Origin of the sequence: Salipaludibacillus keqinensis (assembly GCF_003226325.1) — a bacterium.
GTDB classification, from domain to species: Bacteria; Bacillota; Bacilli; order Bacillales; family Salisediminibacteriaceae; genus Salipaludibacillus; species Salipaludibacillus keqinensis.
The window spans coordinates 307451-333081 of sequence record NZ_PDOD01000004.1 but is presented as its reverse complement, the minus strand read 5'-3'; the positions used below and the strand labels follow the sequence as shown (position 1 = coordinate 333081).

General features: G+C 39.5%; 24 protein-coding genes. 4 read left to right on the top strand and 20 right to left on the bottom strand.

All coding sequences use genetic code 11. The features are described from left to right. Window positions 1-20: 20 nt before the first annotated feature. A complete protein-coding gene (locus CR194_RS20605) occupies window positions 21-128 on the bottom strand; it encodes a putative holin-like toxin (protein WP_233254402.1) in 108 nt (35 codons plus the stop codon). A gap of 151 nt (window positions 129-279) precedes the next feature. Here CR194_RS20605 and CR194_RS16395 point away from each other — a divergent pair, with 151 nt between their 5' ends. Both CR194_RS16395 and CR194_RS16390 read left to right on the top strand, forming a co-directional pair. Continuing rightward, window positions 280-1068, top strand: a complete 789-nt coding sequence (locus CR194_RS16395; RefSeq protein ID WP_233254401.1) for a hypothetical protein — start codon at window positions 280-282, stop codon at window positions 1066-1068. Between the two features lie 257 nt (window positions 1069-1325). Further along, window positions 1326-2771: a DEAD/DEAH box helicase gene (locus CR194_RS16390; RefSeq protein WP_110611008.1), complete on the top strand. Its 1446-nt coding sequence runs from the start codon at window positions 1326-1328 to the stop codon at window positions 2769-2771. A 120-nt stretch (window positions 2772-2891) separates the two neighbouring features. Here CR194_RS16390 and CR194_RS16385 read toward each other — a convergent pair whose 3' ends face one another. The 4 genes from CR194_RS16385 to CR194_RS16370 all read right to left on the bottom strand — a co-directional run bounded on the left by CR194_RS16385 (window position 2892) and on the right by CR194_RS16370 (window position 7653). Continuing rightward, window positions 2892-4298: an MDR family MFS transporter gene (locus CR194_RS16385; protein ID WP_110611006.1), complete on the bottom strand. Its 1407-nt coding sequence runs from the start codon at window positions 4296-4298 to the stop codon at window positions 2892-2894. A 70-nt stretch (window positions 4299-4368) separates the two neighbouring features. Then, the gene (locus CR194_RS16380; protein ID WP_110611004.1) at window positions 4369-5343 is read right to left on the bottom strand and encodes a Gfo/Idh/MocA family protein; all 975 of its coding nucleotides are present in this window, start codon (window positions 5341-5343) and stop codon (window positions 4369-4371) included. A 28-nt stretch (window positions 5344-5371) separates the two neighbouring features. Beyond that, window positions 5372-6754 (bottom strand): 23S rRNA (uracil(1939)-C(5))-methyltransferase RlmD, encoded by a 1383-nt coding sequence (rlmD, locus tag CR194_RS16375; protein ID WP_110611002.1) that lies wholly within the window; start codon window positions 6752-6754, stop codon window positions 5372-5374. Between the two features lie 20 nt (window positions 6755-6774). Further along, window positions 6775-7653 carry a DNA-3-methyladenine glycosylase family protein gene (locus tag CR194_RS16370; protein ID WP_110611001.1) on the bottom strand — a complete coding sequence of 293 codons (879 nt, stop codon included), beginning with the start codon at window positions 7651-7653 and terminating at the stop codon, window positions 6775-6777. Window positions 7654-7782: 129 nt separating this feature from the next. Between CR194_RS16370 and CR194_RS16365 the strand changes: the two genes are divergently transcribed. After that, window positions 7783-8148, top strand: a complete 366-nt coding sequence (locus CR194_RS16365) for a GAF domain-containing protein (RefSeq protein WP_110610999.1) — start codon at window positions 7783-7785, stop codon at window positions 8146-8148. Between the two features lie 74 nt (window positions 8149-8222). Here CR194_RS16365 and pdaA read toward each other — a convergent pair whose 3' ends face one another. The 5 genes from pdaA to CR194_RS20450 all read right to left on the bottom strand — a co-directional run bounded on the left by pdaA (window position 8223) and on the right by CR194_RS20450 (window position 13060). Beyond that, the gene (gene pdaA / locus CR194_RS16360) at window positions 8223-9017 is read right to left on the bottom strand and encodes a delta-lactam-biosynthetic de-N-acetylase (RefSeq protein ID WP_110610997.1); all 795 of its coding nucleotides are present in this window, start codon (window positions 9015-9017) and stop codon (window positions 8223-8225) included. 148 nt (window positions 9018-9165) lie between these two features. Then, window positions 9166-10704 (bottom strand): fumarate hydratase, encoded by a 1539-nt coding sequence (locus CR194_RS16355; protein WP_110610995.1) that lies wholly within the window; start codon window positions 10702-10704, stop codon window positions 9166-9168. Window positions 10705-10854: 150 nt separating this feature from the next. Beyond that, complete coding sequence (locus CR194_RS16350) at window positions 10855-11493, bottom strand: histidine phosphatase family protein (protein WP_110610994.1); 639 nt, start codon at window positions 11491-11493, stop codon at window positions 10855-10857. Between the two features lie 183 nt (window positions 11494-11676). After that, window positions 11677-12624, bottom strand: coding sequence for a hypothetical protein (locus CR194_RS16345; protein WP_110610992.1), 948 nt, complete (start codon window positions 12622-12624; stop codon window positions 11677-11679). Between the two features lie 259 nt (window positions 12625-12883). Continuing rightward, on the bottom strand, window positions 12884-13060 hold the full coding sequence (locus CR194_RS20450) for an SE1561 family protein (protein WP_199228192.1): 177 nt from the start codon (window positions 13058-13060) through the stop codon (window positions 12884-12886). Between the two features lie 212 nt (window positions 13061-13272). On the opposite strand from CR194_RS20450, the gene yfkAB reads away from it, so the two are divergent. After that, on the top strand, window positions 13273-14406 hold the full coding sequence (gene yfkAB, locus CR194_RS16340; protein WP_110611136.1) for a radical SAM/CxCxxxxC motif protein YfkAB: 1134 nt from the start codon (window positions 13273-13275) through the stop codon (window positions 14404-14406). Window positions 14407-14531: 125 nt separating this feature from the next. Here yfkAB and CR194_RS16335 read toward each other — a convergent pair whose 3' ends face one another. From CR194_RS16335 to CR194_RS16290, 10 genes are all read right to left on the bottom strand, one after another. After that, window positions 14532-15119, bottom strand: coding sequence for a hypothetical protein (locus CR194_RS16335; protein ID WP_110610990.1), 588 nt, complete (start codon window positions 15117-15119; stop codon window positions 14532-14534). Between the two features lie 382 nt (window positions 15120-15501). Beyond that, a complete protein-coding gene (locus tag CR194_RS16330) occupies window positions 15502-16419 on the bottom strand; it encodes a C40 family peptidase (protein WP_110610988.1) in 918 nt (305 codons plus the stop codon). Beyond that, window positions 16416-17513, bottom strand: coding sequence for a dipeptide epimerase (locus CR194_RS16325; protein WP_110610986.1), 1098 nt, complete (start codon window positions 17511-17513; stop codon window positions 16416-16418). The genes CR194_RS16330 and CR194_RS16325 overlap by 4 nt, the downstream gene beginning before the upstream one ends. Before the next feature lie 97 nt (window positions 17514-17610). Continuing rightward, window positions 17611-18579, bottom strand: coding sequence for an ABC transporter ATP-binding protein (locus tag CR194_RS16320; RefSeq protein ID WP_110610984.1), 969 nt, complete (start codon window positions 18577-18579; stop codon window positions 17611-17613). Window positions 18580-18602: 23 nt separating this feature from the next. Further along, complete coding sequence (locus CR194_RS16315) at window positions 18603-19376, bottom strand: gamma-glutamyl-gamma-aminobutyrate hydrolase family protein (protein WP_332888678.1); 774 nt, start codon at window positions 19374-19376, stop codon at window positions 18603-18605. A 155-nt stretch (window positions 19377-19531) separates the two neighbouring features. Then, entirely contained in the window at window positions 19532-21205 is a 1674-nt protein-coding gene (locus tag CR194_RS16310; RefSeq protein WP_110610980.1) for a peptide ABC transporter substrate-binding protein, read from the bottom strand. A 201-nt stretch (window positions 21206-21406) separates the two neighbouring features. Further along, complete coding sequence (locus CR194_RS16305) at window positions 21407-22399, bottom strand: ABC transporter ATP-binding protein (RefSeq protein ID WP_110610978.1); 993 nt, start codon at window positions 22397-22399, stop codon at window positions 21407-21409. 9 nt (window positions 22400-22408) lie between these two features. After that, window positions 22409-23356 (bottom strand): ABC transporter permease, encoded by a 948-nt coding sequence (locus CR194_RS16300; protein WP_110610976.1) that lies wholly within the window; start codon window positions 23354-23356, stop codon window positions 22409-22411. 1 nt (window position 23357) lies between these two features. Continuing rightward, window positions 23358-24290: an ABC transporter permease gene (locus CR194_RS16295; RefSeq protein WP_110610974.1), complete on the bottom strand. Its 933-nt coding sequence runs from the start codon at window positions 24288-24290 to the stop codon at window positions 23358-23360. Between the two features lie 526 nt (window positions 24291-24816). Next, window positions 24817-25578 (bottom strand): YfkD famly protein, encoded by a 762-nt coding sequence (locus CR194_RS16290; RefSeq protein ID WP_110611134.1) that lies wholly within the window; start codon window positions 25576-25578, stop codon window positions 24817-24819. Window positions 25579-25631 lie beyond the last annotated feature (53 nt).

The following is a 25631-nucleotide window of genomic DNA, read 5'->3' as shown; positions in this document are numbered from 1 at the left end:
TTACTTTGGCGACAGGGTGGCTATTTCTTTTTGTTTAAATAGACGACAGTGGTTACGACTAGTGTAAAGACCGCAATCAGCACTAGACTGAATTGCGAGATCAGACTCAGTGCTTCGTATGACGTCAAAGCCTCACCCCCTTCCTATTTAGGGGAACAGCCGCCACCTTGCTTTATATAGTTGCAATACCTATTATAGCAAACACTTGTTCGCATTTCTATAAAACTATATACATATCTTTTTTTCATAGAAATTGGGAAAATAAACGAGGACAGGAAGGTGATCATTTTGGAAAAATCGATCCATAAAGTTAGAAAAAAGGCCAAAAAACACAAAAAATGGTTCGAAAAAATATCAGTTAATCCATTCCCATGGGAAATTAACGAACGATTTTATTTTCTAGTAGCCTATATGAAATCTTCTTATATCCAAGGTGAGGCAATTATATCTGACAAAGATTCCCTTACTCAGGAAGCAAAAAAAGCTCATCAACCCTTGTTTCTATTTTACAGACTGATGAATCATATTCACTCCACTGGTCAACCTAGAGTCAGTATCCATCCGTCATTTTTCCAAGCACCTTTGGAACTGTCAGCTACTAAAAGTGCAGCTGCCTTAGAAGAAGGTCAGACATTGATACAAACTTTATACGACAAACAAACGGAGTTTAAAGACGTTTTCGAACACTTTTTCAGCCACTTATCTAGGTTACAACGACAGAAACGTCCAATTTCTGATGAGGAACTGGACCTTGCCATTCATACGAGTGCCTCATTGGAAATTATTCAGTATGAAATTATGAAAGAAACTGCTGAAAACTTTGAAGTATTAAGTGCATGGATTGAAGAAATGAAGAATCAAGGCTTGTGGGACGACATGAAACAAAATCATCGGGTGTTTTTCTTAGAGATGGCACGAAACGAGGAAAAATTGAGATCAGCCTTACTTGCCATGCCGATTGTTAAACACAAAAACCCTGAAAAAATGCTGAAACTAACAAAAGAGAAGTATGCTAAATATAAAGATGAGGAGCGAAAAAAAGATTTAAATCAGTTACGATATCCTTAAGTTTTTCAATTTAACTATGACACTACCCCAACTACACCATCAAGAATAGTTTTACTATCTTAAGCAAAAAATAGTTGGTGAGAGGATTGATGTATAAGTGGCCAGCTCTTTATTTGTAAGAAGAAATTTCAAGAAAGTTGCCCTTCATCATCCATTCAGTAGTATGATATGTATATACAGTTTTACTTTTCAACCATGAATAAAACGAATTAACGAGATCGTATGTTTGATAATCCAAAATTAAAAGAGGTTAATTAATGAATATAACTAGTTTCGATGAATTGAGTATTAGTAACGACATTAAACAAGCACTAGCGGGGTTGAAATATCACACTCCGACAGATGTCCAGAGTCAAGTGATTCCCCAAGCATTAGATAGAAGAGATCTTATTGTCAGATCTCAAACAGGAAGCGGGAAGACAGCCTCTTTCGGCATCCCAATTTGTGACATGGTAGATTGGGAAGAAAATAAGCCACAAGCGTTAATTCTTACCCCTACCCGTGAGCTTGCCACACAAATAAAAGAAGACATTTCTAATATAGGCAGATTCAAACGTGTCAAGGCTGCGGCTATTTACGGCAAATCACCATTTGACCGTCAAAAATTAGAATTAAAACAAAAAACACATGTAGTCGTCGGAACACCTGGTAGGATCCTTGATCATATCCAGAAAGAAACACTACTTGTAGATAAAATAAAATATTTAGTCATTGACGAAGCGGATGAAATGTTAAACATGGGCTTTATTGATCAAGTAGAATCCATCATTCAAGAACTCCCACAAGAAAGAGCTACGTCAATGTTTTCAGCAACGATCCCGGCAGATGTAGAAAGTCTTTGTCATAAATACATGCATGACCCTGTTGAAATCGAAGTCAGTGGAACCGGTTCAACAACTCAAGATATTGAACATGTGCTGTATGAAGTGAAAAAAGATGACAAGTTCCAGCTCTTAAAAGATGTTACTGTGGTTGAGAACCCCGATAGTTGCATCGTGTTCTGTGCCACCCAAGAACAGGTGAATCACGTCTTCAGCCAATTAAAGCTGGCTCAATACTCCTGCGAAAAAATCCATGGCGGGCTTGACCAAAAAGACAGGTTCACTGTAATGGAGGAGTTTAAAAGAGGAAAGTTCCGATACTTAGTGGCTACGGATTTAGCTGCAAGAGGGATAGATATTGATAATATCTCCCTTGTTATTAATTACGATGTTCCATTAGAAAAGGAAAGCTATGTACACCGAACTGGAAGAACAGGGCGCGCTGGAAAGACAGGAAAAGCGATTACTTTTGCCACACCACACGAGTCCAAATTCATTTCGTATATTGAACGTTATGTAGGCTTTTCTATCCCAGTGAAAGAAGCACCATCTTCAAGTGAAGTATCCAGAGCAAAAGCAGCATTCAATGAAAAAATGACAACACAAGCAGCTTTAAAGAAAGACAAAAGCGCTCAATTAACTAAGAACATTATGAAGCTTTATTTCAACGGTGGAAAGAAAAAGAAACTTAGAGCTGTTGATTTCGTAGGAACACTTACGAACATCGACGGAATTACGGCTGATGATATTGGAATCATTACGATTCAAGAAACAGTCACCTATGTCGATATCCTCAATGGAAAGGGATCTCTCGTTCTGCAAGAAATGAAAGACAAGACTATTAAAGGCAAGCAATTGAAAGTTCATCGAGCTAGACAGTAAAACATACTAAAATTAGTAGCACAGACCATGGACATGGTCTGTGCTACATTTTTTTATAGAGGGGAGGGGGTTACCGCCCGGTAGCGCCTGCTTAGCATGACCCATCATGCACTCTCCATGTTAGGCAGAGTCGTTTTTTTCATAATCTGGTTGGAGCTTTGGGAGCATCATGGTTACAACAACGCATAAAGCTGCAAGACAAGCTAATATGATGAACACGGAGTGAAGTCCAGAAGCAAGAATCTCGGGGGCAACGCTCGTCCCGTTATTTGTATGGCCGCCAATGTATTGGTTTAACACCGTTCCTAGCACTGTAATCCCCAAAGCCTGCCCTAACGTCCTTAGGAATGTATTTGTAGATGCGGCCGTGCCGCGGGAGCCCCAATCAACAGAAGATTGGACAATGACAGTGAAGATCGTCATGGATAAACCAAAGCCTAATCCGATGAAAAACATCATCACAACTAGAAAAACATTTGGCGTACTCGGTGTAATAAATGTCAGTGAGAAGGTTCCTAGAGCGATGATGATCACTCCCGTCAGAGAGAGTGGTTTTGTACCTAACCGAACAATAAATTGTCCACTTAAATAGGATCCTAACGGCCACCCTAGGGACATGGGGATTAATGTGAGTCCAGATGAAGTAGCAGCTAAAAGGAGAACCCCTTGCACCCATAAAGGCAAATAAGCGGTTAACCCGATTAAAATAGAGCCTAGTAATAATCCACACACATTTGCAATTAATAAGTGACGATTTCTGAACAAGTGAAAGGGCACCATCGGTTCTTTCACGTTCAACTGGAAGACTATAAAAGCTGCCAAGAATAAAATTGCAGTTCCAAACAAAACAAACATAAGGCTATCATTCCAAGCAATCTCATTCCCTCCAGATAAGAGCGCATACAGTAAAGCACCCGCTCCAATTATGAAAGTGACCGCGCCTCCGTAATCGATTGAGCGTTTTCTCTTCTCGATCGATTCATCTAAGAATTTATTAATTAAAAACATGGATAACAAACCGAATGGGATATTAATAAAAAAGATCCAATGCCAGGTTAAATAATCAACAAAAAAACCGCCGACCAATGGCCCAGTAATCCCAGCAATGCCCCATACAGACCCTATAATCGCTTGTACTTTTGCCCTTTGTTCGTACTTGAATATGTCCCCCACAATTGTGAAGGTCATGGGCATCAATGCTCCTGCACCAATCCCTTGTACCGCCCTAAACAAAATCAATTGTTCCATCGATTGAGAAAACCCACATAATGCTGAGCCAAGTAAAAAGATGATTGCTCCGGTAATGAATATTTTCTTTCTGCCAAATAAATCTGCCAGTTTTCCAAAAATCGGTGTCATGACTGCGTACGTCAATAAGTAAATGGCAAAAACCCAACTTATTAAATCCAATCCACCTAGATCCTGCGTGATCCCCGGCATCGCTGTACTAATCACCGTCACTTCGATCGCAGCTAAAAACGTTGCAATTAGCAAAGCGATCGTAATGTTTCGTTGATACCGATCCATGAATATTGTCTCCTTCGCTCAAGCGTCTTTCATATCTATATATCTCAAGCCTATTAAAAACAGTAATTTGTCATATCTTAAGCGGGATGCCCTGAAGAGAGGATTCTAACGCTGAGCAAGTTATTTTATGAGTTTCATAGGCATCTTGATAAGTAGAATGAATTCTAGTTGTATCACCGGTTCTAACTGCATAAATAAACGCTTCGCTCTCCATCAAATATGGATCTTCTATACCATCTCTTTTCTCTTCTTTGCTTCTTGCTTCTATAATATTAAAAGAGTCAGGATCCCACTTAATTATACCTTTGTCCGTGTAAAAGGTCATACCAATCTCTCCTACACTACTAGGCAAAATACAAGTATTAGATATGTTTGCTATTGCACCATTTTTCAATTTAATTATGACTGATCCCACATCTGGTACGGTGACACCTTCATATTTTTGATGATTAATCGTATTTCCGTAACAGGCATAAATCTCTTTTACTTCACCTGATACATACCTCAGCAAATCAACAATATGGGTAGTTTGTTCATTAAATTGACCCCCGGACCCTTCTTGTTTTCTCCACCAAGAAACTTCCGGCATACCTCCCATCCATTGACCCGTAATTAAACCGATCGATGTATCTTCGAGATATTCTTTCAATTTTTGAACTGAATCTTTATATCTAAAATGATAGCCTACAGAAGTGATAAGATTGGTTTTATCTAATTCATTAAAAATAGTGTCCGCTGTCTGTTGATCTACTCCAAGGGGCTTTTCTATGAAAAAAGGGATAGACCTGCCAATTAATTCAAGCTCAATTTCACCGTGCGCCATAGGGGGAACACATACATACACTGCATCTAACTTTTCTGAATCGAGCATTTCTACCAAGTGATTATATCCTTTAGCACCTTCATAATGAGAAGCCATATCTTCAGCTTTTTCCCTGCTTGTCCCACAAATAGACTGAACTTGAACTTCTTTCATGTTGGATAATAGCTTTGCGTGAAGTCTGCTAAACGAACCCGTACCAATGATTCCGATGCATAATGTCATAAGCTCCTCCTAACTAATCATGAAAAAATTAATTTCTTTCCAAGAGCGCAACGCTCTCAACTTGTGCCGTTTGAGGGAACATATCGACAGGCTGAAGGCTTTTTAGCTTGTATCCACCTTTGGATAAATCCTTTACGTTCTTAGCTAATGTGGATGGATTACACGATACATAGACGATTCGTTTAGGAGTTGTTCGAATCAAGGTGTCAATGAGCGATGAATCAAGCCCTGAACGAGGTGGGTCGACAATCACTACATCTGCTTTCCATCCTTGCTTTTCCCATTTGGGTAGCCACGTTTCTGCTTTTCCAACTTCATACACCGCTTCTATATTGTGATTTGCTGCATTTTTCTTTGCATCAGCAATCGATTCTTCGATCACATCCATGCTTCGTAATTCTTTCGCTTTGTCTGCGACCCACAAGCCGATTGTTCCGACGCCACAGTAAGCATCAACCACATTTTCTTCTCCTGTTAATCCAGCAGCTTTCTTAGCTGCATCATAAAGTTTCTCCGTTTGAATTGGATTTAACTGAAAGAAGGCCCGTGCAGATAAATGAAAGGTAAATTCACCCAACTTCTCTTCTAGCTTTTCTTTCCCTGATAAAACAATGGTTTCATCGCCAAAAACAAGAGACGTTTTCTCACTGTTTACGTTTTGTATGACAGAGGTCACATCAGGGAGCCGTCGGTTTACTTCCTCTAGAAACAGTTCTTTTCGAGGAAATTCTTTTTCAGCCGTTACAAGAGCTAGTTGCCATTCTCCCGTTTTGAAACCGACTCTAGTGACAATCGTTCGAAGAAAGCCTTTATGTTTTCGTTCGTTGTAGACGGAAATCTTTAAATCCTGCACAATTTGCTTAACGGTTTGCGTAACCTTGTTTGTTTGTGAATGCTGAACAATACATTCCGGTATATCGACCAGTTTGTGACTATTGGAACTATAAAGTCCGGCAATGACTTTCCCTTTCGCTAAACCTACTTGCATCTGACTCTTATTTCGATAGTGCCATGGCTCATCCATACCGATGGTGTTGTGAAAGTCGATTTTTTCTAAATCAATTTTCGTGTACCGTTCAAATGCTTGACGAACCACATCTTTCTTTTCACGAAGTTGGCCTTCGTAAGAGAGATGCTGAAGTTGACAACCTCCACATTCATCATACACGGGGCAAGGTGCTGTCGTTCGATCTGGTGACTTTTTTCGGTATTTTACAATTTTTGCTGTGGCGAATTTATGCGATACTTTTACCGCTTCACACACAACTTCTTCTCCAGGAAGTGCCCCTTGAACAAATACGACTTGTCGCTTAAAAAAACCTACTCCTTCGCCATCGATACCCATTCGCTTGATCGTCAATGGGAACCTTTGACCTTTATTTATTTTCAATTCCGTTTTAGGTTGATTCACTTTTTACACCTCAATTTAATTTACGTCTCGATACTTTCCCAAAGATACAAAGAAGCATAAGTCCGGTATGGTTTCCATTCCGCCGACTTTTCAAGCATAGTTTCGTGGGTAGGTTTCGCTTCCCAGTCAAAAAACTTCTTCATGCCGTTCTGAATCCCAATGTCTTGAATAGGGAAAAGGTCCATTCTACCTAATCCGAACATGAGAAAGTTCTCCGCAGTCCAAGGACCAATCCCGCGAATTTTCACGAGCGTTCGAATCACTTCATCATCTGCCTGTTGAGCCAATTCATGTAAATCTAGCTTGCCTTCTGCAATCATTCGAGAGGTGTCTATCACATATTCGGCTTTTCTCTGACTAAACTGTAGTTCTCGAAGTTGTGATACTTCCAACTCACTTACTTCTTCCGGCGTTGGATAAAACCAAGCATCATCTTGCTGGAATCCGAATGTTTTTACAAAGCGCTCTGACAAAGTGAATGCGAACGTCATGTTTAATTGTTGGTGAATGATCACTTTCATTAAACACCCGTACATTTGAAAGTCGCATACAAATGGCGTCCCCCGGTATTCTTCAAATAACGGACCTAAATCTTTGTCCTGAAAAAAATCAGCCACTTTTTCTAAAGGTATATTCCAATGAAATAAATGGGAAAGCTGATCAAGAATCTCATCACGTGAAACGCCGGGATAATCTCTTGTTTCAATGTGGAAGCACGGCTCTTCAAACGTGCCTATTTGCTTCATGTTAACAGCGATAGGATGGCCCTTCACCCATATCGGTATGATCAGTTGTTGCTCTTTTATTTTTATATTAATTTTCAACAATGGGTCTAGTTGTAACCTTTTTAGCGCTTGGGTAAAATTGTATGGCCCAGCCACCTTGAACTTCTCATCCATTGAGACACCGCCTTTCTGCCTCTAGATCATACCATATTTCAGTGATTTCCTTAACTTGGAACCCCCATAAAGCATACATGTCTGTTAAAATAACTTCTGCATTCTTATATATAGATAGGAGAGATTACATTGTCCATTGCTACAGATCTTGCTTCATTAAAAATTCTGTCTGAGGTATATAAAAAGAAAGAGTTATCCGAGTTACTTCAAATGACTACAGTGGCGTTGCAAGAAGATGTTCCTTATATCGATTGGGTTGGCATCTATTATTTCGAGAGAGAAGAAACGATGAGGCTGATGGCCGCTTCCGATGTGGAAGACGATTTATCGTGGGAAGCAAACGGAGAATTGAAATTCCCTTTGAAAAACTCTTCCAACGAAGCCGTTGGAATCATGGTAGTAAGAAGCAGAGAAGCGATTGCTTTTGATGTGACCGACGTAAAAACACTAGAGACGATTGCCCAAGCACTAGGAGAAATGAGCATGGCAAACTAAACAAATCTCGTTAGTTCCGATGACTTTGGTTCCGGTAGGTGTGCCCATTGCAGGCACGCCTACCTTTTTACATATCACTGAAACAGCATCTCTTGTTTGATCCGCCATTCATCGAGACTTTTAAACGTGTAACCTTGCTTTTCCAACTCATCTATTACCCGAGGCAACGCTTCTGCATTGTCACTGGAAACAGAATGCAAAAGCATGACGGCACCAGGGTGAATTCTGCTCATGATTTTATCATATGCATAATCAGGACCTTTTTGCTGATCGGTTTCCCAGTCCTTATAAGCTAGAGACCAAAAGACGTTCGTGTACCCCATTTCTGATGTTTTAGCCAAAGTCCGTTCGCTAAATGTGCCTCTAGGTGGGCGCAAATAGATCATATCGTTACGACCTGTCTGCTCTTCATATGCTTGTTCAAGTGATTTTATTTCTTTTTCCAGACGTTCGTCGGAAACTTTAGGCAAACTAGGATGATGAAACGAGTGATTACCTACAATGTGACCTTCTTCAATCATTCTTGTAATAAGTTCTTCTTCCTCTTTTAAATAATGACCTGTGACGAAAAAAGTTGCTGGGATATTCTTCTCTTTTAACACATCAAGAATTTTCGCTGTATAACCATTTTCATATCCATTATCAAAGGTTAAATACAACTCTTTTTCGCTCGTTTCACCAATATATAGCCCGCCATATTTTTCTATTAGAGCTTCGTAATGTGGTTCTGTTGTGGCTGGTTGCTGATTTTTTGATGGGTTGAAGCTCCAATTAAATTCTTCATTACTTAATGTTTCAGCGAAAACAGAAATACCTGTGAATAGAAAAATAGAAAGTAAAGCAGTTATTAACACACAAATTCTTTTCATGAAAAATCCCTCTCTTCCATCTCCTTTCAGTTATTTTTCTACAAACATCCCATTTCATACATGTTAGAAGAATTAAACTTCAGATTCCAAGAAAAAAGAGATCCACAGTTGATTAGTCTGTGAACCCCAGTTCTTATCGTGATTGTTATTAAACGAACACTTTCTCTTTATATTGGGACAGACGCTCAAGCGATGTTTTAGCAACGTCTTCATGAAGACTGTTTCCGTGAGAGTCCATCGTAACGATCGCCGCAAATCCCTCAACTTTCAAGTGCCACATCGCCTCTGGAATTCCGAAATTCATCAGATCGACACCTTCTACACTTTTAATACAATCAGCATAATATTGGGCCGCTCCGCCGATCGCATTTAAATAGACACCACCATGTTCTTCTAGTGCTTTCAATGTTTTTGGACCCATACCACCTTTTCCAATGACAGCACGGATACCGAATTTTTTCATTATCTCCCCTTGATAAGGCTCTTCGCGGATACTTGTCGTTGGACCAGCCGCTTTCACATGCCAGTCCCCTGCGTCATCTTTCAACATAACTGGGCCACAGTGATAAATAATTTGTCCTTTTAAATCAATTGGTGCATCGTTTTCCATTAAATGATGGTGAATTGCGTCTCTGCCTGTGTGCATCATACCGTTGATAATGACCACATCACCTACATTCAGCTCTCGAATCTGTTCTTCTGTTATGGGGGCTTCTAATACCACTTCTCTTGTCTGCTTCGCTTCAGATGATACATCTGCCGTATCATCCGTTTCAAAAGTGACTTTTTCGCCATCTTGATATAGCCAAGATTGTATATCTCCTGATTCCGCATGGAGCTCCACACCTAATCGTCTGAAAGCCCAACAATTATAAGCCACGGATACGAAAAAACTAGCAGGTAAACGGTTTGCTGTACCAATTTTACAACCTAATAAGGTCGCTTCTCCGCCAAATCCCATTGTGCCGATGCCTAAAGTGTTTGCTTTCTCCATAATATATTCTTCTAGTTCGGCAAGCTTTTCATTCCCGTTCAAATCATTGTTATCTCTAAACAGCTGATCTTTCGCAAGCTGGTAGCTTGAAATCCGGTCTCCACCAATTCCTACTCCTAGAAACCCTGCACTACACCCTTGGCCTTGAGCTTGATAAACAGAGTGAAGGATACATTTTCTAATTCCATCTAAATCTCGTCCTGCTCGCCCTAGTCCTTCGATCTCTGCTGGCAGACTGTATTGAATATTTTTATTCTCACAGCCTCCCCCTTTCATAATTAGTCTAGCGTCTATGTAGTCATTCTCCCATTGCTCAAAGTGAATAATCGGCGTCCCCGGGCCAATATTATCACCACTATTTTCACCTGTTAAAGAGTCAACCGAGTTAGGTCTTAATTTCCCATCTTTTGTAGCCATTTTCACTGCTTCATAAATATCTTTTTTCATTTTTATTTGGTTGAGATTCACTGGAACTTTTATTTCGAATGTGAGCATGCCCGTATCTTGACATATAGGGGAAACGTTCGTATCAGCCATTTCTATATTGTCTGTGATCGTCGTTAACGATAATGCCGCTCGAGTTCCTTCGTTCTCTTTTTCCTTAGCTTGCTTAATCGCTTCTCTCACGTCATAAGGTAAATTAGTTGATGTCTCTACAATCAACTTATACATACTTTCACGTAAATTTTCCATGGAAACACTCCTTCAACATATTAAAATCGTTTCTATTATACTACGAAAACCCTTTCAATTGGCTGTCTATTTTGAAAACGCGCCACTGATGCCAGAAATAGTATCTTAAATAAACAATAAGCCCCGCATGTTACCATGCGAGGCCATAATCTAATAAAGGACTGTCGATGATTGTAATCCATCATACTCTAAATGGTTTGTACGGTTCGTATAATGCAGTTTAGTTGATCCATCTTCATCAATTGTTACTTTGGTAATTCCGGTGTTTCCGATAACAAATGGTCTCTTTAACGTTGCCCAGTGATCGCCTGCAATGATGTACATAAGTAGAATGCTAATAAATCCACCGTGAGAAACGAGCGCAACAGTTTTCTCTTGATAAGCGGAACTTAATTGATTAATTACATATTTACAACGTTCAGTAATAGCTTCTACAGTCTCCGTACCTTCTATTCCAGACGTAAGAAGAGCGTCACGTTGTAAATCAGGAAATTCAACACCCATTTCCTTTCTTGTCTTACCTTCTAAAGGTCCCAAACCGACTTCTCGAATCATTTTCCATTCAGAAGCTTTAAGTGGGTGGAACTGAGCGATACTTTCCGCTGTGGCTTTCGCTCTTTGTAAATCACTTGTATAAATAGCATCAATCTGTATATCAGCCATCCACTTTCCAGCTAGTGATGCTTGTTTTTTTCCCAGTTCTGATAGTGGAAATTCGGCATGTCCTTGAATGATCCCTTTGGAATTTGCCTCGGACTGGCCATGACGAATCAAGTATAGTGTGACCATATTATTGAATACCTCCCCCGACCAATTCACTTCAATTCATCTTTTCATTATCTTCGTTTGTCTTAATGTTTTCAAGAGATAGGACCTCCTTTCCTTTAAATGGGAATGCTAATACATTCACGCAAAGTGTTTAAATGCAAAAAAAGAGTGCTTCCTGTTGAGAAGCACTCCCTAGATCAATTATTATTCGTCACCATCTGCGTCTTCTTCGTCCACTAACTCTTCTTCATCAAGATCTGCTGTAGTACCTTCAGGCCCATATGAAAGTGCCATGGCTAATGCTGTTGCCTCGAACTCTTCATCTGCATCTGCTGGGAATTGAATAGTTACGATATATCTACCTTCTTCAACTACTTCAAAGAAGTTATATTGCTTGTAGTCATTTCCACTAATTGCTTCAGACCATTGACCTGGTTTGCTTGCATCGCCTTCAACTTCAAAGAAATAGTGAAATGGCGTTGAATCGTCTTCAATCTCATAAGCTTCAAAGCTCTCAACATGACCTGCATTTTCAATTAAAGAGGATTCCAACGTCATAGATCGCTCAACATCTACGTCTGAAACCATTATTTCATCGCCATCGTAACTAAATGCTTCATGTACTGTGAATGTAAGACCATACATCTCGTGGTCTTCATCTTCAACTGTGAAGTGAGCTTTCGTTTGGTTTCCTACTTCTTCATAATCTGCATCCATACCTTCGAGAATTTTCACTTCTTTACCGAAATCTGTTTCATAAACTTCTGCAGAGTGGCTGTACTCTTCTCCGTCTTTTTCAAACACAAGTTCGTCATCTCCAGCTTCATGGTCAACTGTTACTGGAAGTTCAGAAGTATCTGCGTCTCCGTCTTCTTCAACAGAGGCATTGTTTTCCATGCCTTCCTCGTTTTCATTAGCTTCGTTGTCGTTCAATCCTTCATTATCTTCATTATTCGTGTTATTGCTATCCAAGTTGTCGTTATTCATGTTGTTGTTATTGTCGTCAACATTGACATTGGTGTTATCTGTTTGTTCAGTCTCGTTCTCGTTGTTATCAGCTGAATTATTATTGTTATTATTCTCATCATTTCCACATGCTACTAAAACAAGAGAAGTTGCCCCGAACAAAAGTGTCTTTGTAAATAGATTCATCTTACTACCCCTTTCAAATTCTGTGAATTTTATCCTATTGGATTATAACAATTTATTACCCTAATATTAAGTATCTTAAATCATTCAGAATAGTTTTAATTATCTTGAAATAACCATATGACTATTGTAGCAATACTTAGGGGCTCTAAATAAAAAATCTATAAAAATATGTAATAGTTAAAATTCACTTTAAATTCGATTAAATGAGTTTACTTCCACATACAAAAAGCTGCCTCTAAGGACAGCTTAATCATTATATTTATTCACCTTGTAGACGATATTGTTTACATTGATTTTCTAAATCATCTAGCATGGCAATAATTCGGTCAATATCTTCAATCCCCGTCTTTTCAGGATCTAGCGAATCTAATGATTCAACAAGGTTCTCCATACGTTGGTGAAGAACTTCTAATTTTGTTTTCTTTCCATCTTCCATGTTTTTTCTCCTCTCTTCATTCCTGCTTATGTTTCACTAGTTAATCTAAGTCACTGTCGAAAAATGACGCCTTTTAGTTGTAGAACATATTGTATCAGATTCACTCCTGAGTTCAAATACTATTTATCTTTTTTTCGCAATCCATTCCTATTTTCCCCTTGATCATGTAACATAATAAATCGACCGGTCATCTTTGACCCGATTTAGGAGTGATTAACATAACTATCCAACTAGAGAAAATAACCCCATCGTACGATCCATGGGAAGCTTATCTTGATATAAAAGAATTTGGTAAACCTCAGCTTACGAATGTGGAATTTACTACGACAAACCTTTGTAACATGCGCTGTGAACACTGTGCTGTTGGGTATTCATTGATGACAAAGGATCCAGATACTCTACCGCTCCAGCTTTTTATAGATAAACTGGACGAAATACCAAACCTGCGAGCATTAAGTATTACCGGTGGAGAACCGATGCTTTCAATAAAATCGGTGAAGGAATATGTCGTTCCGCTATTAAAGTATGCCCACGAAAGAGGGGCACGAACCCAAATCAACTCTAATCTGACGATGCCTTTGGAACGGTATAAGCTTATTATGCCTTACTTAGACGTCTTACACATCTCCCATAACTATGGCAGTGTAGAGGATTTTACCGATATTGGTTTTGCAATGATGGACAGGCAGCCTTCTTTAAAACAGCGTGAAGCTTATTTTGACCGCATGGTTGAAAATAGTCAAATTCTATCTAACAAGGGGGTCATGATTTCTGCTGAAACGATGTTAAATAAACGCACGTTACCCCATCTCGAAAAAATACATGATCAAATCGTCCGAATGGGGTGCCAGCGCCATGAAGTGCACCCTATGTACCCTAGTAATTTCGCCAGTGATTTAACGATTGCCAGTTTATCTGAAATCAGAGATGGCATCCATAGACTGCTTGACCACCGAGATGCTGAAACATGGATGCTTTTCGGGACGTTGCCTTTTTATCCGTGTAACGAAAGCGATGATGACCGGAAATTACTAGATCGTTTGTTCAAAACAAAGAACGTGACGGTTCGAAATGATCCAGACGGTCGTTCTAGATTAAATGTAAATATATTTGACGGGGGAATTTATGTAACGGATTTCGCATCGGAAGGGTTCCTAGGTTCGATTCACGAACAATCCTTACCGGAAGCTTTTAATAAATGGCAACGAACCGATTTGGCTAAATCCATTGATTGTCATTGTCCCGCAGCAGAATGTCTAGGGCCAAACCTGTTAGTAAAAGAGGCGTATTACAGTGGTGTGGATTTCGATAAGCGTCTAGCAAAAGTATTTAAAAGTTTAAGATGATAAACGACTAAAGAACCCCTTTTTAAGACAAAAAGGGGTTCTTACTTTCTTTCATTCTATTAAAGGTATTTCAACCAATATGATGAAATTTCTGCCAACTTACTTAGAGGTGGTTTTAACATTTATTACCCTAGTAAGTCATTAATCTGGTCTAGTATAGGATCCAGTACTGACTGAACAATGCCTGATAAAAAGCCGTCGCCATCAAGGAGTCCTGCTACTGCACTGAGTAAATTCCCAAGTAAATTTCCAGGTCCTGGGACAGCACTAAGGTCTAATACAATTTGAGACAGATCCAACTCTAATCCAAGTAAATCAAGAAAAATTGGGCCAAGGTCAAGGAATAATATGTTGGTTCCTGCACTCTCTGTATCTCCTTCTTCAGCTGTTCCAAATGCACCATTACTACCGTTCTCTTCAGTTAAGTTTGCAGATACATCTGTAAACGATTCCCGAATATTGTTACGGTCACCAGCAGCATCAGTAGCCTTACCTCTAAGATCACCGCTCATTACTAAACCTTCATCTTCATCATAATTGAGTTCTGTAATGCTCATCATACCATCGAAGGTTCCGCCATCTTCAAGATCACCTGTAACTTTAATGTTGTTTAAAAATTTAGATCCCGTAGTTTGGGCTCCTGCGAATGGGGCTATCAGTAAGGATGTTATTAACACCAAACTTAAAGCAAATGACAATTTACGAAAATTCATGTAAACCTCTCCTTTTTAGGTAATTACTAGCTGTTCTGCTAGCTGTTATGTCCTTTCCTGCTAGACCCAAATCTAAAACTCAATTATACAAATTTTCAAAAAAACATGAAATACTATCTAGGATTATTTTTATTAAATTACTTTTTTTTCCTTTTTAACTGTCCTTTATAAGGGGCAATACCTGATTCAAACTTACATAAAAAAGTTCAGGTTTTTAGTTCTGCATTACTCTCTGTGGTTTTTTTCAGAAGAATAAAACGATAGTTTCCATATGAACAGAACGAAGATCTTCTTCATTACCTTGCCGAGAGACGCACTCCTTATTCAAACCAATAAAGGCCCACAATCAGTCTAGAAAGACTTTTTTGAGGACCTTTTTCATTTACCAAAACCTTCTAGCCGAGCAATAATTTTTCTCATACTTGGTATGTTCTATAGGGACGATCTCAATTCCTTTTCCAGCGCTCGGTGCGTGGAGCATCTGTCCGTTACCATAATAAATACCTACGTGATAGACATTTCCCTTGCCTTCCTCTTTAGCAAAATAAACAAGGTCACCTGGCATCAAGTCTTTTCTATCGACAGAAGAACCTGTTTTCTCTTGATCAGAAGCATCACGAGGAATTGTAATCCCCCAAGCGCGATGGATCGAGTATGTGAAGCCTGAGCAGTCAAATCCAAAGCCGCTCATTCCTCCCCATAAATAAGGAAGTTCTTTGAATACTTCACCACTTTTAACTAAATCTACTCCTGTTGGTTTTGGAATACTAGATTCTGATGAATAAATCGTTACATCCGCATGATTCAATTTAAGTTTCCCGTGAGGGGTATTTACACTGACTTGCTCCTCATCTTCATTAGGTTCTTTCGCCAGTGGTAACCTTGTTTGATAGCTTAATTCTAGAAACTTTTCTTGACCATCAATTAGCCATGCCTTCGGTGAGATAATCACTGCGAACGGAGCGTCGTATCTCATCTCTGTTTTTGACCTTTTGATAACTTGGCTTTTCGGCAACCATCCTGGGTACCCGTCGTTTAATTTAGAACTTGGCTGATCATTCACATAAACATGAAGCCAATCACTTTTTTCTTCAATTAGCGTCACCACTTGACCATAAAGCACTTGTGTTTGAACCAAATTTTCATCTGTCAAAGATTTACGGTCTGCCGTAGTCATGTTTTCAAGCCATTTTTTAATATAGGCTGGATAACTGATTGCCGGTTGATCAATTTCTCTCGGCTTATCTCGGTCTGTCCAAATCGTTGCAACAGGGACTCGAACAACATACTCCTTTTTCATTTTCGAACCTCCTCAAACGATGTTACATCTGTAATCCCTAGTCCTGGTTCTCGTTGAAGAATGATTTTATTCTTGTTATATACCATTCCTCCACTAATCATATCTTCTTTTAACATCAACGGTGCGTCAAAATCAAACCTAGTAATGTTCTTTTTACTAGCAGCAAAATGGGCCGCAGCTGATATTCCTAATCTTGATTCAATCATACTGCCGGTCATACATTCTAATCCGGACATTTCAGCCAAACGGTTGATCAGTTCTGCTTTATAAATACCACCTGATTTCATCAGTTTGATATTGATCAAATCTGCACAACGGCGATGAATGACTTTCAAAGCATCTTCAGGTGAGAATACACTTTCATCTGCCATAATAGGTGTATCTGTATTGTCAGTGACCATTTTCAGGCCTTCTAGGTCAGCCGCTCTCACAGGTTGCTCGATCAATTCGATATCCAAATCCATTTCAGCCATTTTATTAATCGAGTAGATCGCTTCTTTCGTCTGCCATCCTTGATTTGCATCAAGTCGAATCTTAATACCCCTTCCAACTCTGCGACGAATTTCCGCAATTCGTTCTATGTCCTTCTGGATGTCGTCTTTACCAACTTTCACTTTTAGAACAGTGAATCCGTCTTGGATGTACTGAACCGCATCTTCACCCATTTCATCAGGCGAGTTCACACTTACGGTATAATCCGTTTCCAGTTCGTGTCGATAGCCACCTAAATATTGATAAAGAGGCACGTTCATTTTTTTCGCTAGTAAATCATAAATGGCCATGTCCACCGCTGCTTTGGCACTGGTGTTTCCTACCAATGAGCCGTGAAGTATATGAAAAATATGTTCGAAATTTGTTACATCCATACCTAATAAAGCAGGCTTCAACGTCTGTTGAATAGCTGCTTGAATACTATCGAGACTCTCTCCTGTAATAACGACTGTTGGAGGAGCTTCGCCAAAGCCAGTCATGCCGTTATCGCAATGAATAGTCACGACGACAGATTCAGCTACCTCTAGAGTTCTCAAAGCAGTTTTAAACGGTTTCTTTAGTGGCACTGCCATTCTCTTAGTATGTATGTCCTCAATAATCATGAGTCCTCACTTCCTGCTAGAGCTTTTCACACGATACAACTCTATGCGCATTCTCATATTCTGCTAAATATTCCCGTATATCTTCAACTTCTCAAATTTACTGAGATTCCGGCTCAAAAAGGTGACAAGCCACGTAATGCTTAGGCCTCACTTCCAACCATTGCGGTTTTTTCTCAGCACAAACGTCCATGGCTTCCGGACACCTTGTTCTAAAAGGACACCCACTTGGAGGGTCAATTGGACTTGGTACATCACCAGTTAAAATGGTCCTTTGTCTTGTTTCCTCCACTTCTGGGTCTGGTAATGGTATAGATGATAGCAACGCCTTTGTGTACGGATGAAGTGGTTCATCGTATAAGTCTTCACTTTCCGCAAGCTCCATCATCGCACCTAAGTACATCACACCAATTCGATCACTAATATGTTTCACCATTGATAAATCGTGGGCGATAAACAAATAAGTTAATCCGTGTTTTTTCTGCAAATCTTTCAATAAGTTGACTACCTGCGCTTGGATTGACACATCTAAAGCAGAAATAGGCTCGTCCGCAATGATAAATTCCGGATTCACAGCAAGTGCTCTGGCGATTCCAATTCGTTGTCTTTGTCCTCCACTAAATTCATGTGGAAAACGGGACGCGTGCTCTTTATTTAGTCCTACCGTTTCAAGCAACTCAAACACTCGACGTTGCCTTTCTTTCCCTTTAAATAGTCCGTGAATATCCATTCCTTCTGCGATAATGTCTTCCACTTTCATTCGTGGATTTAATGATGCATAGGGATCTTGAAAGATCATTTGCATTTTTCGATTAAAATCCTTCATATTCTTTCCACTGATTTGGTGAACGTCGTCTCCGTGAAATCGAACTTCTCCCGAGGTGGCTCGATAAAGGCGAATAATCGTTTTCCCCGTAGTCGATTTTCCGCAACCAGACTCACCAACTAGACCTAATGTTTCCCCTTCATAAACATCGAAAGAGATGTCATTCACAGCTTTAAGAATCTTTCCTTTACCAACCTCAAAGTGTTTCTTTAAATTTCTTACTTCTACTAATTTTTTCGCCATTTGCTAATACCTCCACCGGAACCTTATTCATCTAATTTCGTTTTGGTCAGACCCTTTTTACTTGCTTCAATAAATGCTGTGAATAATTTGACTGACGGAAGGTCTTCTGTTCCCGTCATACATTCAGGATGCCATTGCACACCTACGACAAAAGAATGATCGGTCCCTTCGATTGCTTCAATGACTTGATCACTTGCTCTAGCAGATACTTTTAAGTTTGCCGCCATTTCACGGTTAGCCTGATGATGATAACTGTTTACTTTATATGAGGAGAGATCGGTAATTTTGTGTAATAAACTTCCCTTTGAAACGTTAATATAATGTGAAGCGTGAGACCGTGGAGCTTGTTGTGAATGCTGCAGAAGCCGTTTATCTATTTGACTATAAATATCTTGGTACATATCTCCGCCGCAAGCAATATTTAAGATTTGACACCCTCTGCATATGGCTAAGATAGCTTTATCCTGTTCCATACATTTCCTAATTAGAATCGTTTCGAACTCATCTCTATTTGGGTGAATCAAACCTAGCTTCTGATGTGGTTCTTCCTTAAACAATGTTGGGTCAATATCCCCACCACCGGTCACTAACAGGCCATCGAATTGTGAAACATACGTATCAATGTCCTCAACCTTCGTAATATTAGGAAAAACGAGAGGAATCCCCCCAGCTTTTACAATTGAATCCACATTGTCGTAAGAAGTTTGTAACGTCCGTTCATCTAAATAAGAAGATGTGATTCCAATCACTGGTTTCATAATATCTTCAACACCTTTTCTATCAACTCGTTTATTCATAAACTATGTATATATTCAGCACTTTGTTCCAAGAGGAAAAAACTCCTTGGTTCGGAAACTAACTCTCTCCTGCTGGAACAATATGCTAAAAAAATTAGAAGATAACCGCCTCAGTTAGAAGATCATACTGAGGCGCCTCCTCATAATATTATTTATTACTGTAGGTCAGCCCATTTGAATTCAACGAATCCAACGGGATGCCTTACCACATCTGTCACTTCAGGTTTCTCTAAGAAAGTGCTGTTGTAGTAATAAAGTGGAACAATCACAGCGTCTTCAATAAAAACTCGTTCTGCTTCAGCCATCAACTCAAATCGTTGTTCTGGATCTGGCTCAGCTAAAGCGTCGGAAACAAGCTGATCGTACTCTTCGTTAGACCATCCAGTACGGTTCATCGGGTTTCCAGTAGTGAAGTTATCTAAATAGTTCATTGGATCGTTATATCCACCTAGGAAAGATGAACGGGAGTATTGAAGCTCCAAATCTCTCTGAGCATCAAGAAAAACAGCCCATTCTTGATTTTCCAATGTTACGTCTACTTCTAAATTAGTTTGTAGCATTTCCTGAACTGCTTGAGCAATCGTGTGGTGCAAATCATCCGTGTTATAGCTGAATGTTACTTCAGGTAATTCGTCGTACCCTTCTTCTTCCATCCCTTGTTCTAGAAGTTGTTGCGCTTCCTCTGGATCAAATTCGTGAAGTTCACCTACTTCTTCACGGTACGTTCCGCCAGCTGGATGGGCAAAATCATCAAACACATAACCCGTCATCACTGGTTGATTTTCTTGGGTAATGTAATCGACTATTTCTTGAGCGTTGATCGCTTTAGCGAACGCTTTTCGAATATTTGTGTTTTGGAAAGGTTCTTCTTCTACGTTAAATCGCTGAAATTCAATCCCTGATCGAGGGTATACAGCCGTTTCAGGACCGTCAATTAACTCTCCGGCCATATCTGATGGAATACCAGTAATATGCACTTCGTCATTTTGATAGAGCTGGTAAGCAGTATTAGAATCTTCAACCATAACGTACTCAATACCGTCAAGGTTCACTGTATCCGCATCCCAATAGTCTTCGTTTTTCGTGACTAATAAGTATTCGTCATTCTCCCACTCACTAACTACAAAAGGTCCGTTCCCTACAAATGTATCTGGACTGTTCGCCCAATCATCATTCTCTTCAACCGTTTCTTTATGAACCGGGAAAAGTTGTGGCATAGCTACAATAGATTCAAAGAAATCCACTGGATTTTCAAGAGTGACTTCTAACGTTTTGTCGTCTAATGCTTCAACCATCACATCATCTTCAGAGCCTTCGCCTTCGTTGAACGCTTCGGCCCCTGCAATCCAATAAGAGTGATGAGCCGCTGGAGATGCCGTTTCAGGGTCTGCTAGTCTTTTGAAAGAGAACTCAAAATCTTCAGCAGTGACTGGTTCACCATTACTCCAATACGCATCTTCACGAAGGTTGAATGTATAGACCAGCCCATCGTCTGAAACTTCCCAATCCTCTGCCATCGCAGGCTCAGGTACAGGTTCGCCTTGTTCTAAACGGGTAAGACCTTCCATCACATTGTTTAAAATACTGTAAGAATATTCATCGTTACCGATGGGTGGGTCAAGGGAGGTCGGTTCTTCTCCATTGTTATAAATAAGGATTTTATCCCCGTCACTTGATGCTTCTTGATTCGAGTTGTTGTTATTGTCGTTATTTCCATTTCCTTCGTTGTTATTACCTGTAGTTTCGTCATTTCCTCCACAGCCCGCAGCAAATATCGCAGCAGCAACCAAACTTGTGGAAACTTTCAAAGATAATTTAGACTTCTTCACATGTGTATCCCCCTTATAGTATACTTTCAGATTTTCGAAAACGATCAGGTGGCGTGTTTCACCTCCTTCAAAAAGTTACGTATTGCTCACGATTCGCTACCTTTATGTCTATTATGAAAATAATCATTAGTAGGCTGTACTGTAAGTTGTTATAAATAAGGTCAACGCTCCCTATTCGCAGATAAACATAGTTAAACTGATTTAGTAAGGCTTTTCCACTCGGTCATCTTGTAGCCAACATTTTGTATAGTGCTGTTCACTTAATTCAGTCACTTCTGGATCGTGAGCCTGACATACTTTCATCGCATATTTACACCGGCTAGTAAACGCACATCCTACAGGTGGTGCAAATAGATCTGGTGGCGTCCCAACAATCGGAATAAGCGGTTGACTCCGATCTCCATCGAGACGGGGAACAGATGTTAACAATCCTCTAGTGTATGGATGTTCTGGTTGATAGAAAATTTCTTTTACCGTTCCATACTCCACAATTTCACCTGCGTACATCACGTTAATTCGGTCAGCAATCTGCGCTACCACTCCTAAATCGTGTGTAATAATAATGATTGCAACCCCTGTTTTCTCCTGAATTTCTTTAAATAAATCTATAATTTGAGCTTGAATCGTCACATCAAGGGCGGTTGTGGGTTCGTCCGCGATTAATAATTCTGGTTTGCACATAAGCGCCATGGCAATCATGAGCCTTTGCCTCATCCCCCCGCTAAACTGATGGGGATATTGCTTTAAACGTTCATCAGGGTTAGCGATTCCGACGAGATGAAGCAATTCGATAGCCTCTTTATTCGCCTCTCTCTGGCTCATTTTTTCATGAGTTAAAATTCCTTCAGTTAATTGATCTCCTACTGTTAATGTAGGGTTCAAGCTTGTCATCGGATCTTGGAAAATCATTCCGATTTGCTTTCCACGGACATTTCTCATTTGTTTCTCAGTTAAAGAAGCGAGATCTTTCCCATGTAAATGAATACTTCCATGTTTAATCCGACCAGGAGGCTCCGGAATAAGCCTCATAATACTTTGAGCTGTAACACTTTTCCCGCAACCGGATTCGCCTACGATCGCCACTGTCTCTCCCGGTCCAACTGCAAAACTGACTCCTCTTACTGCTTGAACTTCTCCTCCTTGAGTAGAGAAGGAAACGGCAAGATCATTTATTTCAAGTAATGTTCCTGACATGGTATAAGTCTACCTCCTTAACTTAGGATCAAGAGCATCTCTTAATCCGTCACCGAATACATTAAACGCAAGCATTGTAAGGGAGATGAAGAAAGCAGGGAAGAATAATCGCCACCAGTATCCAGTGTTGAGTACCCCTAAAGCATCATTTGCCATCGAACCCCAGCTGGCTATCGGCGCTGAAACACCTAATCCAAGAAAGCTTAAAAACGCTTCTGCAAAGATAGCCCCTGGAACTGTTAACGTCATAGATACAATAACAGGACCCATTGTATTTGGTAGCAAATGCTTTCGAATGATTCTTGAAGTATTTGCCCCTAACACTTTCGAAGCTAGCACGTATTCATTCGTTTTCAATTGCAGAACTTGTCCACGAACAATTCTCGCCATACCAATCCAACCAGTTAATGTTAAGGCAATAATAATCGTAAACAGCCCTGGTCCCATTACGACCATGAGAAGAATAACGACTAATAAGTATGGCAGTCCATATAAAATATCAATAATTCTCATTAATATATTATCTGTCCGACCACCTTTATATCCTGAGATCCCGCCGTAAATAACACCAATGATAAATTCAATTAATGCCGCAGAAAATCCAATGAATAGAGAAATCCTTGCTCCGTACCACGTTCTTGTAAACATATCTCTGCCAAGATTATCGGTCCCAAACCAGTGTTCACTTGAAGGACCCATATTTTGATTGCTAAGCGTTTGTTCAGAATATGTATAAGGAGTGAGCCACGGCCCGATGATCGCCATAATTGTAAGTAGCACGATTAAAAATAAACCAGAGACTGCCAATTTGTTTTTAAGTAACCTTTTCCAAGCATCCTGCCAAAATCCAAGACTAGGTCGGACCATAACGTCTAGCTCAGCTGAATGTTTATCTAAAGGGACAAATAAACTGTCATCTATCTTTTGTTTATTCGTCCGGTTCTGAGTCAAAGCCATCCTAGTCCTCCTTCGCGTGTAATTTAATTCTTGGATCAATGAAGCCATACAAAATATCTACAATAAACATCATCACCACTAAAATCGAACTGTAAATGACCGTTGTAGCCATGATCATTGGATAGTCTCTATTACTAATACTACTAACGAAATACTGACCGATCCCTGGAATGGCGAAAATCCGTTCTACAACGAAGCTTCCGGTTAATACTGCTGCCGTCAAAGCACCCATGATTGTGACAACTGGTAACAAAGCATTACGTAAGGCGTGTTTCACAACGATCTTCCTAGCAGATAATCCCTTTGCTTTTGCTGTCCGGATGTAATCCTGAGTAAGCACTTCCAACATATTCGATCGAGTCAACCGGGCAATGATAGCCATTGGACCAGAAGCCAGAGCGATCGCAGGCAAAATAACGTGCCTATAGGTCCCCCATCTTGCTATCGGAAAAAATTCAATATTCACTGCAATATAATTAATAAACAACATGGATTGAATAAAGTTTGGTATTGAAATACCAATGACAGCCAATATCATAGTCACGTAATCTATCATTCTATTATGTCGTAAAGCTGCAAATACCCCTAAAGCAACCCCTGAGATTACTGAGAAAAATAGCGTAGCTAAGCCTAGCTGGAGTGAAGCTGGAAAGCCACTCTCAAGCATATCGTTTACTGTTCTTGATCTAGAAGTCATTGATGGACCGAAGTCAAATGTTGCAACATTTTTTAAATAGGTCACATATTGCATCGGTAAAGACTGATCTAAATTATAATAAGCTGCTAAATTGGCACTGGCAGCATCTGAACTTCCCACGTCAGCAACGTCTAAGGGGTCACCAGGAATAGCATGCATCAAGAAGAAAGTAAGTGTAACGATAATCCATATAGTCAGGATCATCCATAAAAACCGCTTAAATATGTATTTCAACAACGTAAATCATCCCTCCTTATGTTAAAGATGAACACTAGTTTACTTTTGGTAAATTATATTAGAACAGAACAATGAATAAGATAACTAGACATCTGAACTTATTCATATAATAGATATAAATTCTTTATCTTCCTCCTTAACTAACCATCTTTTCTGACTTCTAAGCAATTATATCAAAATATATTTCGATTCACAAAGAGTTTTTAGAATTTTCCCCAAATTTGTAAAGTCAAGGTTTTTGTTAGATTTTCATCTATTATTATTACATAATTCTACATATACGACTAATTACTTACTTTTTTGAGAATATACCTAGGACAGTTATCTATATATTGAAATAATAAAAATTCTACGTAAGTAGAGAAAGTTTACTTTTTTATCGATTTGTGACTGACTTCTTGGAACGTTGGTTATGGATCATTGATGAAAATAATAGAGGATTTTTCTTATCTCGTGTGGGAGTTAACGAATGAACGCCCAACATCTTTTTCAAGTTAGCCTTGATAAAGGTGCGGGCGTTTTACACTCACGATTTAGGTTCAGACGTAGCTTCCATTTTGAAATTGACATAATCTTGGACAGGAATCCAAGCTCCTACGCCTTGCTGGGTTACATTTTTAACTTCCAAAGAAGCTTTATCCCTCTTTACCTTTAGATAAACTTCGCCATAAGTCACTTTCCCTTTTTCATTAACGGCTGAGGCATATGTGTTTAAATAACCCATTTTTGCAGGAGATACATGATAAATTCGATCCGTTTGAGTTCCAAAACCAATAGTCGTAGAAAAACTTAATGGCAGCTTGGTTTTTTCTGACGCTTTCATTAACATCATTTTCTTCACCATTTCTGGGTCAGGAATCTCAGCTGTCAAACCTCCTTTCACCCGTTTTTGTTGTTGTTGACTGTATTGAATCTTTTTTTGACCTTGACCTCCACGATTATCAACCATGTTTGTATTAATTTTCTCATAATCCCAATTCACATTTGTTTCTTCTGATTGATACGATAAAGGCCATTGCCCAAGATAAATGGACATGTTCATTCCGAGTGCCAGTTTAGACCCACGAATCGATGACTCATTCATCATTCTTAACAGTTCTGGATTATCAATGGTTATTTCTGTCGATTGCAGTAGCTCTTCAGCTAAAGAACTAGGTTGCAATCGAGGCAAGTCTTGGGCGGGATTCGGATAAGTGTTCTCTTTAGAAATACTCATTGCCGAATCTGGAATCTCCCCCACCGAACGATTCGAATCATTAAGATCATTAGCTAAAACGGGCTGAGCCATAAAGACAAATAAACTGCAGAAAAGAACAAAACACCCACGAACTAATAAATTCA

Bases quoted from the DNA above. Each gene is read 5' to 3' on its own strand.
- CR194_RS16390 (WP_110611008.1), top strand. From the start codon at position 1,326: ATGAATATAACTAGTTTCGATGAATTGAGTATTAGTAACGACATTAAA.
- CR194_RS16385 (WP_110611006.1), bottom strand. From the start codon at position 4,298: ATGGATCGGTATCAACGAAACATTACGATCGCTTTGCTAATTGCAACG.
- CR194_RS16380 (WP_110611004.1), bottom strand. From the start codon at position 5,343: ATGACATTATGCATCGGAATCATTGGTACGGGTTCGTTTAGCAGACTT.
- CR194_RS16370 (WP_110611001.1), bottom strand. From the start codon at position 7,653: ATGGATGAGAAGTTCAAGGTGGCTGGGCCATACAATTTTACCCAAGCG.
- pdaA (WP_110610997.1), bottom strand. From the start codon at position 9,017: ATGAAAAGAATTTGTGTGTTAATAACTGCTTTACTTTCTATTTTTCTA.
- CR194_RS16355 (WP_110610995.1), bottom strand. From the start codon at position 10,704: ATGGAAAATTTACGTGAAAGTATGTATAAGTTGATTGTAGAGACATCA.
- CR194_RS16350 (WP_110610994.1), bottom strand. From the start codon at position 11,493: ATGGTCACACTATACTTGATTCGTCATGGCCAGTCCGAGGCAAATTCC.
- CR194_RS16345 (WP_110610992.1), bottom strand. From the start codon at position 12,624: ATGAATCTATTTACAAAGACACTTTTGTTCGGGGCAACTTCTCTTGTT.
- CR194_RS20450 (WP_199228192.1), bottom strand. From the start codon at position 13,060: ATGGAAGATGGAAAGAAAACAAAATTAGAAGTTCTTCACCAACGTATG.
- CR194_RS16335 (WP_110610990.1), bottom strand. From the start codon at position 15,119: ATGAATTTTCGTAAATTGTCATTTGCTTTAAGTTTGGTGTTAATAACA.
- CR194_RS16330 (WP_110610988.1), bottom strand. From the start codon at position 16,419: ATGAAAAAGGAGTATGTTGTTCGAGTCCCTGTTGCAACGATTTGGACA.
- CR194_RS16325 (WP_110610986.1), bottom strand. From the start codon at position 17,513: ATGATTATTGAGGACATACATACTAAGAGAATGGCAGTGCCACTAAAG.
- CR194_RS16320 (WP_110610984.1), bottom strand. From the start codon at position 18,579: ATGGCGAAAAAATTAGTAGAAGTAAGAAATTTAAAGAAACACTTTGAG.
- CR194_RS16315 (WP_332888678.1), bottom strand. From the start codon at position 19,376: ATGAATAAACGAGTTGATAGAAAAGGTGTTGAAGATATTATGAAACCA.
- CR194_RS16305 (WP_110610978.1), bottom strand. From the start codon at position 22,399: ATGTCAGGAACATTACTTGAAATAAATGATCTTGCCGTTTCCTTCTCT.
- CR194_RS16300 (WP_110610976.1), bottom strand. From the start codon at position 23,356: ATGGCTTTGACTCAGAACCGGACGAATAAACAAAAGATAGATGACAGT.
- CR194_RS16290 (WP_110611134.1), bottom strand. From the start codon at position 25,578: ATGGCTCAGCCCGTTTTAGCTAATGATCTTAATGATTCGAATCGTTCG.